At 63.9% G+C, this 17,293-nt stretch carries 14 protein-coding genes; 5 read left to right on the forward strand and 9 right to left on the reverse strand.

Annotation, left to right across the window (positions count from 1 at the left end):
* Window positions 1-42: 42 nt before the first annotated feature.
* Complete coding sequence (locus ACXJMY_RS28585) at window positions 43-651, reverse strand: TetR/AcrR family transcriptional regulator (protein ID WP_456622696.1); 609 nt, start codon at window positions 649-651, stop codon at window positions 43-45.
* Window positions 652-781: 130 nt separating this feature from the next.
* Between ACXJMY_RS28585 and ACXJMY_RS28590 the strand changes: the two genes are divergently transcribed.
* Window positions 782-2,014, forward strand: coding sequence for an MFS transporter (locus tag ACXJMY_RS28590; protein WP_456622697.1), 1,233 nt, complete (start codon window positions 782-784; stop codon window positions 2,012-2,014).
* 1,190 nt (window positions 2,015-3,204) lie between these two features.
* Here ACXJMY_RS28590 and ACXJMY_RS28595 read toward each other — a convergent pair.
* Complete coding sequence (locus tag ACXJMY_RS28595) at window positions 3,205-4,023, reverse strand: class I SAM-dependent methyltransferase (RefSeq protein ID WP_456622698.1); 819 nt, start codon at window positions 4,021-4,023, stop codon at window positions 3,205-3,207.
* 506 nt (window positions 4,024-4,529) lie between these two features.
* Between ACXJMY_RS28595 and ACXJMY_RS28600 the strand changes: the two genes are divergently transcribed.
* Window positions 4,530-5,075: a hypothetical protein gene (locus tag ACXJMY_RS28600; RefSeq protein ID WP_456622699.1), complete on the forward strand. Its 546-nt coding sequence runs from the start codon at window positions 4,530-4,532 to the stop codon at window positions 5,073-5,075.
* A gap of 492 nt (window positions 5,076-5,567) precedes the next feature.
* On the opposite strand, the gene rpmG is transcribed toward ACXJMY_RS28600, so the two are convergent.
* Both rpmG and ACXJMY_RS28610 read right to left on the reverse strand, forming a co-directional pair.
* Entirely contained in the window at window positions 5,568-5,735 is a 168-nt protein-coding gene (gene rpmG, locus ACXJMY_RS28605) for a 50S ribosomal protein L33 (protein WP_007603295.1), read from the reverse strand.
* Window positions 5,736-5,859: 124 nt separating this feature from the next.
* Complete coding sequence (locus ACXJMY_RS28610; protein ID WP_456622700.1) at window positions 5,860-7,185, reverse strand: LLM class flavin-dependent oxidoreductase; 1,326 nt, start codon at window positions 7,183-7,185, stop codon at window positions 5,860-5,862.
* 245 nt (window positions 7,186-7,430) lie between these two features.
* On the opposite strand from ACXJMY_RS28610, the gene ACXJMY_RS28615 reads away from it, so the two are divergent.
* On the forward strand, window positions 7,431-8,009 hold the full coding sequence (locus ACXJMY_RS28615; protein WP_456622701.1) for a hypothetical protein: 579 nt from the start codon (window positions 7,431-7,433) through the stop codon (window positions 8,007-8,009).
* Window positions 8,010-8,083: 74 nt separating this feature from the next.
* Entirely contained in the window at window positions 8,084-9,442 is a 1,359-nt protein-coding gene (locus tag ACXJMY_RS28620) for a metallophosphoesterase family protein (RefSeq protein ID WP_456622702.1), read from the forward strand.
* A gap of 27 nt (window positions 9,443-9,469) precedes the next feature.
* Here ACXJMY_RS28620 and ACXJMY_RS28625 read toward each other — a convergent pair whose 3' ends face one another.
* From ACXJMY_RS28625 to topA, 4 genes are read right to left on the reverse strand one after another with little or no spacing between them, the layout of a single operon-like run.
* On the reverse strand, window positions 9,470-10,222 hold the full coding sequence (locus tag ACXJMY_RS28625) for an NUDIX hydrolase (RefSeq protein WP_456622703.1): 753 nt from the start codon (window positions 10,220-10,222) through the stop codon (window positions 9,470-9,472).
* A 33-nt stretch (window positions 10,223-10,255) separates the two neighbouring features.
* Complete coding sequence (locus tag ACXJMY_RS28630) at window positions 10,256-10,696, reverse strand: DUF983 domain-containing protein (protein WP_456622751.1); 441 nt, start codon at window positions 10,694-10,696, stop codon at window positions 10,256-10,258.
* Window positions 10,690-13,038, reverse strand: a complete 2,349-nt coding sequence (gene rnr / locus ACXJMY_RS28635) for a ribonuclease R (protein WP_456622704.1) — start codon at window positions 13,036-13,038, stop codon at window positions 10,690-10,692. Before rnr ends, ACXJMY_RS28630 begins: the two co-directional genes overlap by 7 nt.
* Before the next feature lie 7 nt (window positions 13,039-13,045).
* A complete protein-coding gene (topA, locus tag ACXJMY_RS28640; protein ID WP_456622705.1) occupies window positions 13,046-15,799 on the reverse strand; it encodes a type I DNA topoisomerase in 2,754 nt (917 codons plus the stop codon).
* Window positions 15,800-16,027: 228 nt separating this feature from the next.
* On the opposite strand from topA, the gene ACXJMY_RS28645 reads away from it, so the two are divergent.
* The gene (locus tag ACXJMY_RS28645; protein ID WP_456622706.1) at window positions 16,028-16,267 is read left to right on the forward strand and encodes a hypothetical protein; all 240 of its coding nucleotides are present in this window, start codon (window positions 16,028-16,030) and stop codon (window positions 16,265-16,267) included.
* A 216-nt stretch (window positions 16,268-16,483) separates the two neighbouring features.
* Here ACXJMY_RS28645 and ACXJMY_RS28650 read toward each other — a convergent pair whose 3' ends face one another.
* Entirely contained in the window at window positions 16,484-17,038 is a 555-nt protein-coding gene (locus tag ACXJMY_RS28650) for a flavodoxin family protein (protein WP_456622707.1), read from the reverse strand.
* Window positions 17,039-17,293 lie beyond the last annotated feature (255 nt).

Here is a 17,293-nt window from a genome sequence, read left to right on the forward strand (position 1 = left end):
TTTCGTGGTTATGGGTCCCGGCCTTCGCCGGGACGACATCGGTTAGTGTGGCTTGCGCTTGTCTTGCGTCACCGGCTTCACCGCACCATCCCCCACATCCACCCCGGCGTTCCGCAACAGCACCTTCGCTGCTTCCTTCGCCGCGCGCGCCATGGCGGGGTCGTCGCGGACGAGGTCCTGCGCGATGGAGCCGTCGACCAGCAGCACGAGCTGCGTTGCTAGCGCCTCGGCATCGGTCACGCCGAGCTCGTTCAGGCGGTCGCGAAACCAGACGCGGCGGCTTTCCTTGAAGGCGATCGCGATCTTCTTCACCGCGCGGTCCTTTGGCCCGAGCTCGGCGACCGCGTTCACGAACGGGCAGCCGCGAAAATCTTTCGCAGCAAAACGCCGCTCCAGCGAATCGAAGGTGGCGAGGATCTGCTCGGCCGGCGGTTTGTCGGAGGCGCGCGGCTGCACGAAGCGGCGCGCCAGATAGGCCGCGATCAGCGCGTCCTTGGACGGGAAGTGGTTGTAGAGCGTGCGCTTGGAGATGCCGATCTCGGCTGCGATGGTATCGACGCCGATGGCGCGAATGCCTTGCAGATAGAACAGCTTGTCGGCGGTCTCGAGGATCCGCTCCTTCATCGTCTGTGGTCTGGTCGGGGGAGCCATGCGACCGCAAACATCCTCTTCGCTTGACAGTGCAGTCCTTCTATAGCCTAGTTACACAGGTCTGTGTAACCAAAATCAACGTGAATCGCAGACGCCGGCGCGCGTGCCGTGCCCACGAGGGAGAAGAAAAATGCCCCTGTTGCAGGTCCTGCGTCCGACGCTTCCCATCCTGATCGGTGCCTCCATCATGCTCACGCTGAGCATGGGGCTGCGACAGTCGCTCGGCATCTTCCTCCAACCGCTGACCCACGACATTCACATCTCGGTGTCTGATTTCACGCTGGCGCTGGCCGTGCAGAACCTCGCCTGGGGCTTTCTCCAGCCGCTCGCCGGCGCGATGACCGTGCGCTACGGCTTCCGTCCTATCATGATCGTCGGCGCGCTGATGTACATCGTGGGCCTGGCGCTGATGGCGACCGCGAACGGACTTGTCAGCATCATGATCGGCGCCGGCGTGCTGATCGGGACGTCGCTGGCCTGCACCGCGGCCGCGATCGCGATGTCGGTGGCGGCGCGCGCGGTGCCCGAGACCGTGCGCTCGACCGTGCTCGGCATCGTCTCCGGCGCCGGCTCGCTCGGCGCGCTGCTGTCGGCGCCGCTCGGGCAGATGCTCAACGAGGGTTTTGGCTGGCGCGTCGGGCTCGCCGGCTTCGTGGTGATGTCGGTGCTGATGATCCCCGCCGCCTGGTATGCCGGCCGCGTCGACCAGATTCCGCTGCCGAAGCCTTCGGCCGACGACATCGGCGATGCCACCGCCGCGATCGCGGCGAAGACGGCGTTCGGCAACGCGTCCTTCGTGGTGATGACCTGCGCCTATCTCGTCTGCGGCATGCAGCTGGTGTTCCTCACCACGCACCTGCCGTCCTACCTCGCCATCTGCGGCCTCGACCCGATGCTGAGCGCGCAGACGCTCGGCATGATCGGCGGCTTCAACGTGCTGGGCTCGCTGTTCTTCGGCTGGGCCGGCCAGCGCTGGAACAAGCTGGCGCTGTTAGGGGGCATCTACATCCTGCGCTCGCTCGCGCTCGCCTGGTACTTCATGCTGCCGGCGACGCCATTCTCGACGCTGCTGTTCGGCGCGATCATGGGCTTCCTGTGGATGGGAGTAGGGCCGCTGGTGGCGGGCGCCGTCGCCGAGATGTTCGGCCTGCGCTGGCAGGCCATGATCCAGGGCCTCGCCTTCATGAGCCACCAGGTCGGCAGCTTCCTCGGCGCCTACGGCGGCGGGGTGATCTACGACGCACTCGGATCGTACACCATGGCGTGGCGCATTGGGGTTGCGCTCGGCCTCGCCGGCGGCATCATCCAGGTCGCGTTCGCGCTGATCCGGCCGTCGCAGCCACCGGTGTTGCGGACGGCCTGACTGCCGCGAGTCGCAAACTTTTCCCGTCACCCTGAGGTGGCCGCTTCTTCAGCGGCCCTCGAAGGGCGACGGCCCGGCCGATGCAGCGGGGCCGTTTCATCCTTCGAGGCTCTCAGCGCAGTGCAAATGCACCGCGCTGTTCGCACCTCCAGCGACGACGGCTTCGCCGTCGCGCGGGGATGACGGATCAAATAGAAACGGGGCCTCGAGGGCCCCGTCAAAGTTCTTCAGCGTATCCCGCGATCTCGCTTGATCTTGGCTTCGCGGAATTCGAGGTGCTTGCAGCGACCGGCGGGCGAAGCTCGGCGGTCTGCGGCAAGCGTTGGCCGATATCAACTGGAACGGGGATTAGCGACGTCCTGACCGCTTGAGTTCTGCGACCTTAAACCTGTTGCCTGCGGCCAGGCTGCTGCAAAACCAGTGGGCTCTGTTTCGATTCTCGCCCAGGAACACCTTCGTCTCGACGCAATTCTCGTAGGATGTATGGGTGATGGTGTCTCGGCACGTTGGCGAGAAAGGTCCATAATTTATATTGCCGCCCGACTCGCTGCATCCAATCCAGGGCTCCTTGCCGTGCGGAAAGCTTGATGCACAGCCACCGTTGCAGCTGCTGGCGACTTTCTCCAGGCTGGCAATTCTCCCCATCACTGAACCCGGCGCATACGAAGGCGTCCGTGCGGTTGACGATGACGTTTGAGCGGTTGACGCAGTCCGGCGCGAGGAGGCTCCGGTGTTTGCCGCCCGCTGCGGCGCAGGTGGCCTTGCCACCTGCTTCGGCGCGTCGACGGTGACGGGCGAAAGCGTGGCGGCGGAGCCTGTTGGGATTTGCGACGCTGCCGGGCCGCACAGCACGGCAGTTGACAGGACGGCGAGGGCTGAAGGCACGACAAGGCTTGACGACAATCTCATGACCATGTCCTTCCCAAATCCGGGACGGAAATCCCGTTCCGGCAAGTGCACGGTAACATACATTCCGAATTGGGCAACCGAGGGTTGAGACAATATCCGCCGATGACTCGCCGTCGACATGGCAGGCATGAAGGACGCGGACTGCTCGCCTAAAGCCGTTGTCATGTCTGACTTTGGCCCGTTTGAGACATGCCGGGGCGGTCCGACAATGGCCGTTCACAGGGGTAGGCCGGAAGAGAAAGGGCACCGGCCAAAGTGACGCGATTGACCCCAAGCGGTCGTCAGTGGAGTGAAGCCGCTACCACGAACGATTGCTGCGGAAAGGTCAACTTGCCACCCGCCAACATCGAAAGGTCGAGGCGGGAGGCGGCGTCATCGGCAATCGACATGATCATGCGCTCCCGCTCAGACGCACCTTTATCCTTCAACAGCGCAGCCATCGGCGTCGCTGTAAGCTGAAAGCGGACATAGTCCAAGATCGAGGGGAACGTGATCTGCTTTGTGACGGCGACCACATCAACGACGTCGAAGCCGGCCTGCTTCGCCCAAGCGCCGACCTCGTGCTCATCGCAAGAGAGATGCTCTGACCGTTTGGTCCGTGAGGCCGCTTTTCCTAGATATTTCTCGAGGCTCTGAACGAAAGCATGCGCCGCTGGCGTTCTCTCGATTGCGCTGTAGACACTCATCCCAGCGCGGCCTCCGGGCTTGAGCACGCGCACCATTTCTTTTAGCGCCAGCGCCCGATCTGGGAAGAATTGCAACCCGAGTTGGCAGAGCACTACGTCAAAACTGTCTGCATCGAACGGTAGGTCGAGCGCGCTACCCTCGATCCACTCGACTTCTGAAGAGTTCTCTCGCGCAATTGCGAGCATCGCGTTATTGACGTCTATGCCGACCAGCCGCCCCGTGTGCCCCCGCTGCCTCGCTAGGCGAGCTACCACGCCGGTTCCGCAGGCGATGTCGAGCACGCTTTCTCCTCCGCTCGGCGAGATGCGGTCGAGGAGATCACTAGCCCATATGGAAGTGATGGCTGGGACGAGATAGCGCTCGTATAGCTCCGGGGCGCTCGCGTCCATCTGCCAATGTTCAGGGGCCGACATGACTTTCCCCTAATGCCGCGACTTAAGAAGGCCAAACAATCCACGTTCCCAGGCGGCCTATGTTGGCCAACCTGGCGAATAACCGCAAGGCCCGAGCGACCGCTTGTGGCCCCCATCACCGAAGTGGCGGCGCACCTCACCGAGGTCCGCTCACCGAGGCATGGCAGACCAAATTTGCTCAGGTTGAGTTCTTCGCATTTTGACCCAAAGCGGTCATTCAGCCTGCGCGTCTCTGTCACATGCTGCGGAGGTATTTTGGAACCAATACCTCGGTGGTGTGGTGTTTCTTACGGACTCTTTGTGCGATATGTTTCTTTGCTCAAGCCAGCTGCTCATGCGTTCAGTACGATGTACAGCCATGGCCGAGGCCATCTCGCTAAGAAAGTAAGCTGCGCTCTTGCCTGGCAACAGGAAAGGGGCGGAACTGTGCGCGTGTCACGCATGTAGTAGCCTCCGCAAAAAGCGGCCGTCGCGGCTTGAAGACTGCCGCTCGGTAGGAGGTGCCAATGACCCGCTTCAAAATAAGCCTACTCTCAACAGTGGAAACGGCTCTTGTGTGCGCAGTCCTCGCGGCCCTTGTGCCTGGAGCGGCTGGGGCACAAACATCGGAAAAGAAGGGGACAACGCCCTATGTGACACATTTCATCTTCCGCCCGATCATGAGCATTGACATCCCCGGTCTTGGCACCGCCACCAACCTGGAAGCTGTCGGGACTACGCAAAACATGAAGGGGGAAAAGATGTTCGACAAGATGTCGGCACATTGCGCGGCGCTGAGCGTTGCATCAGGCGATAAGAAATACATTGACGGAGCTTGCGTGCTGGCTGACAGCGACGGTGACAAAATTTTCTCGACGTTTGATACTCGCGACGTCGACAAGTCGCAGCCAGAAATGAAGTGCGGCACGCATATCGTCACCGGCGGTACCGGCAAGTACAAAGGCATAACTGGGACCGAGCCATTTGCATGCATAGCGATGCCGGCCCTCGCTGGCCCAGGTGGCTATACCGCGATGGATATCCCGCATAACACGGCGTGGGAGATCAAGTGACGGTAGGCGCGCTTCGCTCTCGTCTTCGCTTGTCAGCATGCTACGCGTGAATGCAGTCGCCCTGCGTTCACGACCGGATTGAAGATACTACGGACCTGGGAAGGATAAGCCGGCGGCAAAATCTGGCACAAGCTCGTCATGTTGTCGTTTTGGTACCCCCTGGCGCGGTTGGCATAAGGCGAGACTTCCGCTTATGGCCCCACCGCTGACATCGAGCCGTCCGACTTCAACGTCGTCTTCTGCGCGCATAGCGGACGCGACAATTCGAGATGCACACACGCCTGGCTCAGCCTCGTGCCCCGGTCGCAGTGCAGCGCTTCTTGAGCGGTGCGCTGCAGAGCCGGGGCCCATGTCTCTGCGTCGTGCTGTGTTGCTTTCTGGGGCCCGGTTTTGCGCAGCAGCGCAAGAGCGCAGCAGCGCGTCCCGGACACGAAAGACAAAATAAAAACGGGGCCGTGAGGCCCCGTCAAAGTCCGTAACGTATCCGCGATCTTACTTGATCTTGGCTTCGCGGAATTCGACATGCTTGCGCGCGACCGGATCGTACTTCTTCTTGACCAGCTTGTCGGTCATGGTGCGCGAATTCTTCTTGGCGACGTAGTAGAAGCCGGTGTCAGCCGAGGACACGAGCTTGACCTTGATGGTGACCGCTTTGGCCATGTTCTGAACCTCAGAAAATTGGGGAATCTGGAGCCGGCCAAACGGCCCGCGTTGGCCGGCAACCTAGCCAGAAACCGCCTGATGTCAAGGTTTTAGGGCTGAAAAACCACTCAAATCGGCCCGATCAGGCCTCGAAGAACCGGTTTTTCGGCCGCGGCAGGCCCAGATTCTCCCTCAAAGTGGCCCCTTCATACTCTTTGCGGAAAATCCCGCGGCGCTGGAGCTCCGGGACCACCTTGTCGACGAAATCGTCGAGGCCGGCCGGCAGGAACGGGAACATGATGTTGAAGCCGTCCGAGCCGCGGCCGACCAGCCATTCCTCCATCTGGTCGGCAATGGTCTTGGCCGTGCCGACGAAGGACAGTCCGCCATAGCCGCCGACGCGCTGGGCGAGCTGGCGCACGGTGAGCTTGTCGCGCGCGGCGAGATCGACCATGCGCTGGCGGCCGCTCTTGCTGGCGTTGGTCTCGGGGATCTCCGGGAGCGGCCCGTCCGGATCGAAGCCCGACGCGTCCGTGCCGAGAATGACGGACAGCGAGGCGATGGCGCTGTCGTAATGCACGCGGCTGTCGAGCAGCGCGCGCTTCTCCCTGGCCTCGTCGACGCTGTCGCCGACCACGACGAAGGCGCCGGGCAGGATCTTGAGGTGCTCGGGATCGCGGCCGACCTTCTCCACGCGGCCCTTGATGTCGGCATAGAGTTTCTGGCTGTCGGCAAGACTGCCGCCGCCGGTGAAGACGGCCTCCGCGGTCTCGGCCGCGAGCTGCCTGCCGTCCTCGGAGGCGCCGGCCTGCACGATCACTGGCCAGCCCTGCACGGGGCGGGCGATGTTGAGAGGGCCGCGCACCTTCAGATATTTGCCGTTGTGGTCGAGCACATGCATCTTCGACGGCTCGAAGAACAGGCCGTCTTCGACATCGCGCACGAAGGCGTCGTCGGCGAAGGAGTCCCACAGGCCGGTGACGACGTCGTAGAACTCGCGGGCGCGCTTATAGCGCTCGGCGTGCTCCATGTGGTCGTCGAGGCCGAAATTCAGCGCCGCGTCCGGGTTCGAGGTGGTGACGATATTCCACCCCGCGCGGCCGCCGCTGAGATGGTCGAGCGAGGCAAAGCGGCGCGCCACATGATAGGGCTCGTCAAAAGTGGTCGAGCCCGTCGCGATCAGGCCGATCCGCTCGGTGACCGCGGAGAGCGCCGACAACAGCGTGAACGGCTCGAACGAGGTCACCGTGTGGCTGCGCTTGAGCGCATTGACCGGCATGTTCAGCACGGCGAGGTGGTCGGCCATGAAGAAGGCGTCGAACCTGCCGGCCTCCAGCTTCTGGATCAGCTGCTTGATGTGGCCGAAATTGAAATTGGCGTCGGGCCAGGCCCCGGGATAGCGCCAGGCGCCGGTGTGGATGCTGATCGGGCGCATGAACGCGCCAAGCTTGAGTTGCCGTTGTGCCATCGCGCCCTAAATCCGTTCTGGTGTCGTTGGAGAAAGACATAGGGACGCGGAGGAACTCTGCCATTGGGGGAGGGGAGGAACATTTTTTCGTTTTTCGATGCGTCCTCAGCACATTCGCGTCATTCCGGGGCGCCGCGTCCGGGCTCGCGCCAAGTGGCGCGCCCCKGAATGACGGAGAGGGGGTGGGCCCTCGAACCAATTCGCCGCTCGCTCCGACCAAGCCATGACCCCGTGGGGAGAGTTCAATGGCAGGCGCGATGACAGTGGATGGCGGCATGGTCCGCATCGACCGTCCCATGCCCTGGATCGGCCGGCTGCTGTCGTTGCCACTGCTGGCGGCAAGCGGTTATCTGCTGTGGAACGTCGCCCTCGGCCTGCGTCAGGATTTTTCCGGATTCGGCCGGCTCGCCGACGATCTCGTGCCGGTGCTGGTGTTCACGGGCCTCGGGCTGCTCGTCGGCATCCCCGGCCTGATCCTGCTCACCTTTCGCTATTTCGTCGTGCTCAACGAGACGCTGCGCCAGATCGTCGTCACCAGGCAGTTCGGCCCGCTGAACGTTCGCTCGGCGCACAATCTCGCCGACTATCACTTCATCAGCGTCACCGAGGACTATGATCCGGAGCTGACCGCCTATGACGTCAATCTCTGCGGCGGCAAGGGCACCGAGCCGATTACCCTGATGAGCTTCACGAAGCGGGATGAGGCGGACAAGTTGGCGAATGAAATCGGCCGCATCCTCAATCTGTCCGCGCGCGACTATGTCGGTACCGAGCCGGACGATCCTGACCTGCAGGAACCGCCGGTGGCGCCACGGACCGTGTAAAGGCCCAGCCACGGCCTGTTGCTACCCACGTCGGAAATTGCCATCCTTAACGCCGCTCACCGCAATGGATGGCCATGAACTCTGCGAATAATTCCATTCCCGCGATTCTGCCGCGCGGCAAGGGTCACCAATTTCTCTTGTATGGCGACTCCTGTTCAGGCGTTCCGGGCGCACTGCACGAGAAGACCTTCGCCTCGGTCAACGCAGTCGTTCAACGCCTGAGACCGCAGCCTGAATTCATTCTCTTTCCAGGCGATGAAGTCATCGGACTGACACCGGATCCGGACGCTCTGCGCGCGCAGTGGCGACATTGGCTGGACACGGAAATGGCATGGCTCGACCGTGTGGCCACCCCGATCTGGCACACGACCGGCAATCATACGACCTATGACGCGATGAGCGAGGCGGCGTTTCGCGCGGCGCTTGACCTGCCGAACAATGGGCCGCCGGGGCAGGCTGGTCTCTCCTACTTCGTGCGGCGCGGCGACCTTCTGATGGTGTTCGTCAACACGCTCTGGAGCGGCCTTGGAGGTGAGGGCCATGTCGAGCTCGCGTGGCTGGAAGCAACGCTCAGAGAGCATGGCGACGCCCGATACAAGCTCGTCCTCGGCCATCACCCGGTGTTTCCCATCAACGGCTTTACGGGGACGTATCAGCGCGAGATCGGCCACGAATATTCCCGCCCGTTCTGGGACATCCTGGTGAACGAAAACGTGCTTGCCTATTTGTGCAGCCACATCCTCGCCTTCGACGTACAGGCGCATCGCGGCGTCCTGCAGATCTGCACCGCGGGTGCGGGAACGGCTCACAGGATGCCGGAAGGCGTCGAGTATCTGCATTGCGTTCAAGCCGCGCTCGACGAGAACGGCCTGCGTTATCAGGTGCTCGATATCGACGGCGTCGTCAGGGAGAGGACGGAATGGCCGCTGCCCGATCCTGATCCCGCCCGGTGGAGGGAGCTGCCGCTCGGAAATGTCGAAGCGCCGTTCAGCGGATTTGTGGAGAGCGGACAGAGGATCGAGATGAGACTGGTGGGGCAAAGCGCCGCGACCGATGTCGCATCAGCCCAGACGATCTTCACGGCTTTCGCGCCTGGTTCGATCGCGCCGTTCTGGCTTGGGCTTCGTGGACCGAAGCAAACGCTGACGGCCATCGTCGGTCGTGAGCCGGGGCGCAGTCCATCCTATTGGTTTGGACCTGATCTTCCGGCGGGCGACGGCTTCGATATTCACGTCACGATCTATCCGGATATGGGCCCCGGCGGTCTTCTCTACCGCCATCACGGCTCCCCGCGCTGGTCGTCCTTCACCTCTGCGTCGTCGCGAGGGTTGGAGCAGCTTGTTTGGCCCCGGCATTGGGCGATCGGCCACGGACAAGGCGGCGGCGAAGACCGCGCCTTCAGAGGTGCAGCGTTGAGTTTGCAGATCGCGTGAGCAGGCCTGGAGAAATCGGCGGCCGGATCAGCTCAAAATATCCTTCTGCATCTTGCCGCCGTAGAAATGGAAGAACGGCACCGGCGCGTCGTGGCGGAGCGGGCCGGTGGCAAGACGCGTGTCGAGCTCGTTGAGCACGTTGCGCGTCATCGGATGCAGATCGGCGAGCGGCTTTGAGCCGAGCTCGACCCAGACCAGCTCGACGAGCTCGGCGTCGGCATGGATCACGCCGTCGACGCGGTGGGTGATCGCGGAGGCATCCGCGGTGAAGAAGCGCGTGTCGAACCGCTTGACGCGGCCGGGCGGGGTGATGGCGCGCGCGATCAGGAACAGGCTGGAGGGATCGGGCAGCAGGCCGGCATCGGCAAACGGCTTCCAGGCGCCGTCGAGCCTGGGCGCTTTCCCCTCGGCCTTGCGCCCGAGGCAGAGGCCGGTCTCCTCGCAGGCCTCGCGGATCGCGGCAATGGCGAGCGACTTCGCACGCGAGGCCGGTGTCTTCGGGCTGCCCTTGGCGAGATTGGCTTCCAGCTCGGCGGTAATCGGCGCAGCACAGGGGACCCGATAGTCGTCCTTGTCGACACGGCCACCGGGGAAGACGAACTTTCCGGGCATGAACACCACCTTGTCGTGGCGCTTGCCGACCAGGACCTTTGGAACGGCGCTGCTGCGATCGACCAGGATCAGTGTCGCGGCATCCTTCGGGCGGAAATAGGGATGGTGGTCGGCTTCCTTGCCCTCGTGGATCTTGGCCTTCTCACCTGCCTGCGACGTATCCGTCATGTCCTCACCCAAATCGCTTCTTGCTTATTCTGCTTACACCGGCGGAATACCATCCGGAGGGTTGTCGTCAAAGCCGTGCATGCGCAGGGCCCATTGCAATCCGACCACGGCGCCCTTGACCGGCTGCAACAGCGCGAGTGAGGCGACGAAGGTGAAGGGCAAATAGGCCGCAAAGCTGAGCCAGACCGGCGTGGTGTAATTGGTCTCGATCCAGAGGATGGTCGGCACCACGATGTGGCCGACGATGACGATCACGAGATAGGCGGGCAGATCGTCGGCGCGATGCGGCGTGAAATCGAGGCCGCAGACCGCGCAATTGTCCGCCGTCTTCAGGAAGGCGCGGAACAGTTTTCCCTCGCCGCAGCGTGGGCAGCGGCCGCGAAAGCCGCGCTTCATCGCAGCCCAGACGTCGCGCTTCTCGATAAGACCGGTCTCGCGCGTCCAGATTTTTGGAGCCGTGCTCATCGCTACCAGGCCTTGCCCTTTTGGCCCTTATTCTTCCCCTTGGCCTTCTTGCCCTTGCCGGGCTTTTTCTGTTTCGCCGGCTTATGCTTCTTCGCCGGACTGCGTCCGGGATGCGCCTTGAACGAGGGGCGGCGTTGCGGACCCGGTTGCCTGCGGTCGCGCGGCGCGGTCTCGCCGGACGACGACAGCAGCTCGAAGCGCAACGCACCGGCGATGGGAGCTGCTTCGATCAGACGGACGTCGACGACGTCACCCAGCTGATGCATGGTGCCGCTGCGCGTGCCGACCAAAGCGTGGCGGCCCTCGTCATAGTTGAAATATTCCGTGCCAAGGGATCGGATCGGGATCAGGCCGTCCGCGCCGGTCTCGGCGAGCTTGACGAACAGGCCGGCGCGCGTGACGCCGGAGACGCGGCCCTGGAAGGTCGCGCCGATGCGGTCGGCGAGATGGTGGGCGATCAGCCGGTCGACGGTTTCGCGCTCCGCCTTCATCGCGCGCCGCTCGGTCACCGAGATGTGGGCCGCGACCTCACCGAGGCTTTCCGGCGTCTCGCTGTCGGGCAGCGCGCCTTCGCCAAGGCCGAGCGCGCGGACCAGCGCGCGGTGCACGACGAGGTCGGCATAGCGGCGGATCGGCGAGGTGAAATGCGCGTAGCGGCGCAGGTTCAGGCCGAAATGACCGTAATTCTCGGCGGAATATTCCGCCTGCGCCTGGGCGCGCAGCACGACCTCGCTCACCAGCGGGAAGTGGTCGTGGCCTTCGAGCTGTGCCAGCACGCGGTTGAACAGGGCCGGGCGCAGCGCGCCTGATTTCGCGAAGGGGACGTCGAGCGTCTTCAAAAATTCCGAGAGCGCGTGGACCTTCTCCAGGGTCGGCTCGTCATGCACGCGGTAGATCAGCGGCAGCGACTTCTTCTCGAGCATCTCCGCCGCCGCAACGTTGGCGAGGATCATGAACTCTTCGATCAGCCTGTGCGCATCGAGCCTGTCGGGGACGATGACGCGATCGACCGTGCCGTCGCTCTTCAGCAGGATCTTGCGCTCGGGCAGATCGAGATTGAGCGGATCGCGCTCGTCGCGGGCGCGCTTGACGCAGGCATAGGCGGCATAGAGCGGCCTCAGGATCGGGTCGAGCAGGGGGCCGGTGGTGTCGTCCGGCCGGCCATCGATCGCGGCCTGCGCCTGCGCGTAGTTCAGCTTGGCGGCCGAGCGCATCAGGATGCGATGGAAGGTGTGGGAGCGCTTGCGCCCGTCCGGGCCGATCACCATCCGCACGGCGAGCGCGCCGCGCGGCTCGCCCGGCACCAGCGAGCAGAGATTGTTGGAGATGCGCTCGGGCAGCATCGGCACGACGCGGTCGGGGAAATAGACCGAGTTGCCGCGATCGAGCGCATCGCGGTCGAGCGCGGTGCCCGGCCGCACATAGAAGCTGACATCGGCGATGGCGACGTCGACGATGAAGCCGCCCTTGTTGTTCGGATCGGAATCCGGCTGCGCATGCACCGCGTCGTCATGATCCTTCGCGTCCGGCGGATCGATGGTGACGAGCGGGACGTCGCGCCAATCCTCGCGCCCCTTCAGGTTCGCCGGCTCCGCCGCTTCGGCTTCACGCTCTGCCGCGGGACGGAATTGCAGGGGGATGTCATGGGCGTAGATCGCGATCAGGCTGATCGCCTTCTCCGACTTGACCGAGCCGAGCTTCTCCTTGACCCGGCCTGACGCCAGCCCAAAGGCGCGCGAGCGGACGATGTCGACGCTGACGAGATCGCCGTCCTGCGCGCCGTGCGTCTCGGCCGCGGCGATGTTCAGCTCGCGGTCGGCGGACTTCTTGTCGACGGGGACGAGCCGCCCGCCGCCTTCGGGCAGGCTGCGGAACACGCCGAGGATGCGGCTCTTGGTCTTGTCGAAGACCTTGATGATGTGGCCGCGATAGGCCGGACCTTCGCTCTCATCCGAGCGCTCGACGCGCAGCAGGGCGCGATCGCCTACGCCGGCCGCGGTGCCGGGCTTGGGCCGGCGCGCCATGGCGATGAGGATCTTTGGCGGTTCGCCGCTTTCGACCTCGTCCCATTCGGTGGGGGAGGCGATCAGCTCGCCGTCAGCGTCGCGGCCGGTGATGTCGGCGACCAGCGTCGGCGGCAGGCTGTCGGGTTCTGAAATGGTGTGGCGTTTTTTCTTGACGAGGCCGTCGTCGGCGAGCTCGCGCAGCATGCGCTTGAGCTCGACGCGATCGGCGTTCTTCAGGCCGAACTCGCGCGCGATCTCGCGGGTCCCGACCTTTCCGTGGTTTGCCTTGATGAAGGCGACGATGGCGTCCCGGTCGGGAAAGCCACGGTCATGCTTGCGTTTCACTTAACCTCTAAGTCGTGCCGGCACTTTTCTTGGCCGGAGCTTTGGCGGCGGAGGCCTTGGTCGGCGACGTCTTGGCCGTCGACGACACGGCTGCGCGCGCCTTGCTGGTGGATTCGGATTTGGTTTTGGCCGCGGCTTTCTTCGCGGCCGGTTTCTTGGGCTTTGGCGCGGCGTCATCGCCGTCGGCAGCCTTCTCCGCAGCCTTTTTGGCCTTGGCCGGCTTCGCTGCCTTGGTGGTCTTCTTGGGCTTGCCGCCGCCCTTGGCTGCGCGCTCGTCGATCAGGGCGATCGCCTGCGCCAGCGTGACCGCGTCCTTTTCGAACTCGGCGGGGATCGTCGCGTTGACGCCGCCCGCGGTGACGTAGGGACCATAGCGGCCGCCCTTCACCGTGACGGTGCCGAGCGTCGGATGATCGCCGATCGCCTTGCCGGGGTCGGCGCCGAAACGGCGGCTCGGGCCCTTGGCGACCTTCTCGGCAATCAGCGTCACGGCGCGGTTGAGGCCGATGTCGAAGACCTCGTCGCCGGCCTCGAGGCTGGCATAGGTCTTCTCGTGCTTCACGAACGGACCGAAGCGGCCGAGGCCGGCGGTGATCGGCTGACCGGTCTCCGGATGCTTGCCGATCTCGCGCGGCAGCGACAACAGCTTCAGCGCGAGCTCGAGCTCGACATCACCGGGCGAGGTGCCTTTCGGGATGCCCGCGCGCTTCGGCTTCTCGCCTTCGGCATAGTCCTTCTGCTCGCCGAGCTGGATGTAGGGGCCGAACCGGCCGGCCTTGACCCAGACGTCGAAGCCGGTCTCGGGATCCTGGCCGAGCGAACGGTCGGCGCTGGCCTCGCCGTCGGCGGCGAGCTGACGGGTGTAGCGGCATTCCGGATAGTTCGAGCAGCCGACGAAGGCGCCGAACTTGCCGGCCTTGAGATTGAGGCGGCCGTTGCCGCAGCTCGGGCACTGCCTGATGTCGCCGCCATCGGTGCGGGGCGGATAGATGTGCTGTCCGAGCATGTCGTCGAGCACGTCCAGCACCTGCGCCACGCGCAGATCCTTGATCTCGTCCACGGCGCCGATGAAGCCGCTCCAGAAATCCTTCAGCACCTGCTGCCAGGAGATCTCGTTGTTGGAGATGCGGTCGAGCTGCTCTTCCAGGTTGGCGGTGAAGTCGTATTCGACGTAGCGGCTGAAGAAGCTCTCCAGGAACGCGACCACGACGCGGCCCTTGTCCTCGCCGTGCAGGCGCTTCTTCTCCAGCTTGACGTAGCCGCGGTCCTTCAGGACCTGGAGGATCGAGGCGTAGGTCGAGGGCCGGCCGATGCCGAGCTCTTCCATGCGCTTGACCAGCGACGCTTCCGAGAAGCGCGGCGGCGGCTCGGTGAAATGCTGGGTGACGGCGAGCGACTGCCGCTTCAGCGCGTCGCCCGAACTCATCGCCGGCAGGCGGCGGGAGTCCTCGTCCTCCTCGTCGTCGCGGCCTTCCTGATAGAGCGCGAGGAAGCCGTCGAACTTGATGACCTGGCCGGTGGCGCGCAGTTCCAGCGTCCGGCCGCCGACTTTCGCGGTGATGTCGACGGTGGTGCGTTCGAGCTCGGCGGATTCCATCTGGCTGGCGATGGTGCGCTTCCAGATCAGTTCATAGAGCCTGGCCTGGTCGGCATCGAGCTTGCGGCTCATGCTGTCGGGACGGCGGGACAGGTCGGTCGGGCGGATCGCTTCGTGCGCCTCCTGGGCGTTCTTGGCCTTGGCCTGGTATTGGCGGGGGGCGTCCGGCACGTAGGCGTTGCCGTAATCCTCGCCGATCACCTTGCGCGCCTGGGTGATCGCGGACGGATCGATCTGCACGCCGTCGGTACGCATATAAGTAATGAGTCCGGTGGTCTCGCCGCCGATGTCGATGCCTTCATAGAGCCGCTGCGCGATGCGCATCGTGTGCGCCGGCGCAAAGCCGTATTTGCGGCTGGCTTCCTGCTGCAGCGTCGAGGTGGTGAAGGGGGCCTGCGGATTGCGCCGTGCCGGTTTTGCATCGACCGCGGTCACCGCGTAGGCGGCCGCCTCCAGCGCCCTCTTGAAGTCCTCGGCTTCCGCGCCGGTGCCGATGTCGAGACGCTGGATCTTCTTGCCGTCGGCACCGACGAGGCGCGCCTCGAAGGCGTCGCCGCGCGGCGTCAGCAGGGTCGCGATCAGCGACCAGTATTCGCGCGCGACGAACTTCTCGATCTCGAGCTCGCGGTCGCAGACGAGCCGCAGCGCCACCGACTGCACCCGGCCGGCCGAGCGCGCGCCCGGCAGCTTGCGCCACAGCACGGGGGAGAGGGTGAAGCCGACCAGATAGTCCAGCGCGCGGCGCGCCATATAGGCGTCGACCAGCGCGCCGTCGATCTGGCGCGGATGCTTCATGGCGTCCGTGACGGCCTGCTTGGTGATGGCGTTGAACACCACGCGCTCGATCTTGTGGTCCTTCAGCGCGCGCTTCTCTTTCAGCACCTCCAGCACGTGCCAGGAGATGGCCTCGCCCTCGCGATCAGGGTCGGTGGCGAGAATCAGGCGGTCGGCGCCTTTCAGGGACTTGGCAATATCGTTGAGCCGGCCGGCCGCCTTGGGGTCGATCTCCCAGATCATCTTGAAATTGGCGTCGGGATCGACGGAACCGTTCTTCGCCGGGAGGTCGCGGACATGGCCGAACGAGGCCAGAACCTCATAGGACGAGCCCAAATATTTGTTGATCGTCTTGGCTTTCGCCGGCGACTCCACAATGACGATATTCATGTAGTTCCAGTAACTTACGGGGAAATATGGGGCCGAATTCGAAAGGATTCGGATCGGCCGTTTCGACCCGAACATGGGTGGTGCGACCCTCGCTGTCAAATCGAAGGGTGTTGAAAGGCGCTCCGATGGGAAAAGTTTCATATCGAGAAAGTTGCAAAATACCACCTTTGAGTTGCGATCCCTATCAGCGTAATGTTCCCTCGGGGCATGGATTCGGGGTGGGGTCTGGTGACTAAGCCAGGAAAGAAACGAGCGCGCGCCGCGTTGGGCGCGCGGGGAGGCTCGCGCAACGAGGAACCGGGAGAGGGCGGCGTCGACGAAGCGGTCGCCTTCATCGCCGAGCAGGTCGGGGCACTGCGCAAGCTCGCCGAGCGCCACAAGCTCGACGTGCTGCATTATCTCTTGGGCATGACCAAGCTGGAGGCCGATGAGCATCTGCGGCTGCGGAGCAGGCGCAAGCTGTCGTGAGGGTGGGGCTCACCAACAGTTCCGTCATCCTGAGGTGTGAGGCTTGAGATGCGAATGCATCGCAAGCCGAGCCTCGAAGGATGAGCGGCCCGCTGATGCAGCCGGGCCGTCGCCCTTCGAGGGCCGCTAAAGGAGCGGCCACCTCAGGGTGACGGGTGTTAGATTGGAGCGCGCTGACCTCGTCATTGCTTCGCTGCGCTCGCAATGACGGTGCGGTTAGCCGTTACGGTTTGCCATTCTGGCCAATCGCTGGCCGAGATATTCGGCCGTGCTGAGGTCGCTCTGCGGCAACGAGCCGTCGACCAGGTGTGTCGCCAGGCCGAGCTGGCTGCCCAAACGATTACGGCCGCGCGGATCCTCGCCTCCGGGAATGTCGAGTCCGCACCAGAGCATGCCGTGCTGAGCGGCCAGGATCGTAAAGTAGGTCAGCGTGTGGAGTTGATCGCCACTTGCGCAGGCGCCTGTGGTGAACCCGGCTGCGATCTTGTTGGCCCAGGCTTGCTTGCTCCATCTGTCGCTCGAAGCGTCCGCAAAAGCTTTGAATTGGGCCGCGGGCCCGCCCATGTAGGTGGGACTGCCAAATGCAACGGCGCTAGCGCCGTCAATCGTTTCCAGTAAGCTCTCATTCTGGAACCGGCCTGACACGATGTCGTCGCCTGTGATGCGACAGAGCGCGACGTCCGCCATGCCATCCGCCGCGCGCGCCATCGCATGCGCCAGCTTCTCGGTGGTGCCGGTGATGGAAAAATAGACGATGACGAGCAGGGGCATGGTGGTGCCACTTTGGGTGTCCAGCCATCTTTGACGCTGTCTAAATTTTGTACAAGTCCCACTACGTCGTCATTGCGAGCGCGGCGGAGCAATGGTGAGGTGGGCGAAGCAGCATCCACGCTGCCGTGCCACAAGATGGAGCCGCATTGCGCTTGGCGCCGTCCGCGCTGCGGTGTTCGTTTTCCACGGGCCATTGGCATGCGGTCCACCGAGCGAACATCCCACTTCAGCGCTTGAAAATGCATGCCTGGAGCA

The organism is Bradyrhizobium sp. P5_C12 (assembly GCF_054049735.1).

What these genes read in the sequence shown, in the direction of transcription:
- ACXJMY_RS28600 (WP_456622699.1), top strand. Translation starts at nt 4,530, where the DNA reads ATGACCCGCTTCAAAATAAGCCTACTCTCAACAGTGGAAACGGCTCTT.
- rpmG (WP_007603295.1), bottom strand. Translation starts at nt 5,735, where the DNA reads ATGGCCAAAGCGGTCACCATCAAGGTCAAGCTCGTGTCCTCGGCTGAC.
- ACXJMY_RS28585 (WP_456622696.1), bottom strand. Translation starts at nt 651, where the DNA reads ATGGCTCCCCCGACCAGACCACAGACGATGAAGGAGCGGATCCTCGAG.
- ACXJMY_RS28625 (WP_456622703.1), bottom strand. Translation starts at nt 10,222, where the DNA reads ATGACGGATACGTCGCAGGCAGGTGAGAAGGCCAAGATCCACGAGGGC.
- topA (WP_456622705.1), bottom strand. Translation starts at nt 15,799, where the DNA reads ATGAATATCGTCATTGTGGAGTCGCCGGCGAAAGCCAAGACGATCAAC.
- ACXJMY_RS28620 (WP_456622702.1), top strand. Translation starts at nt 8,084, where the DNA reads ATGAACTCTGCGAATAATTCCATTCCCGCGATTCTGCCGCGCGGCAAG.
- ACXJMY_RS28610 (WP_456622700.1), bottom strand. Translation starts at nt 7,185, where the DNA reads ATGGCACAACGGCAACTCAAGCTTGGCGCGTTCATGCGCCCGATCAGC.
- ACXJMY_RS28595 (WP_456622698.1), bottom strand. Translation starts at nt 4,023, where the DNA reads ATGTCGGCCCCTGAACATTGGCAGATGGACGCGAGCGCCCCGGAGCTA.
- ACXJMY_RS28650 (WP_456622707.1), bottom strand. Translation starts at nt 17,038, where the DNA reads ATGCCCCTGCTCGTCATCGTCTATTTTTCCATCACCGGCACCACCGAG.
- ACXJMY_RS28615 (WP_456622701.1), top strand. Translation starts at nt 7,431, where the DNA reads ATGGCAGGCGCGATGACAGTGGATGGCGGCATGGTCCGCATCGACCGT.
- ACXJMY_RS28590 (WP_456622697.1), top strand. Translation starts at nt 782, where the DNA reads ATGCCCCTGTTGCAGGTCCTGCGTCCGACGCTTCCCATCCTGATCGGT.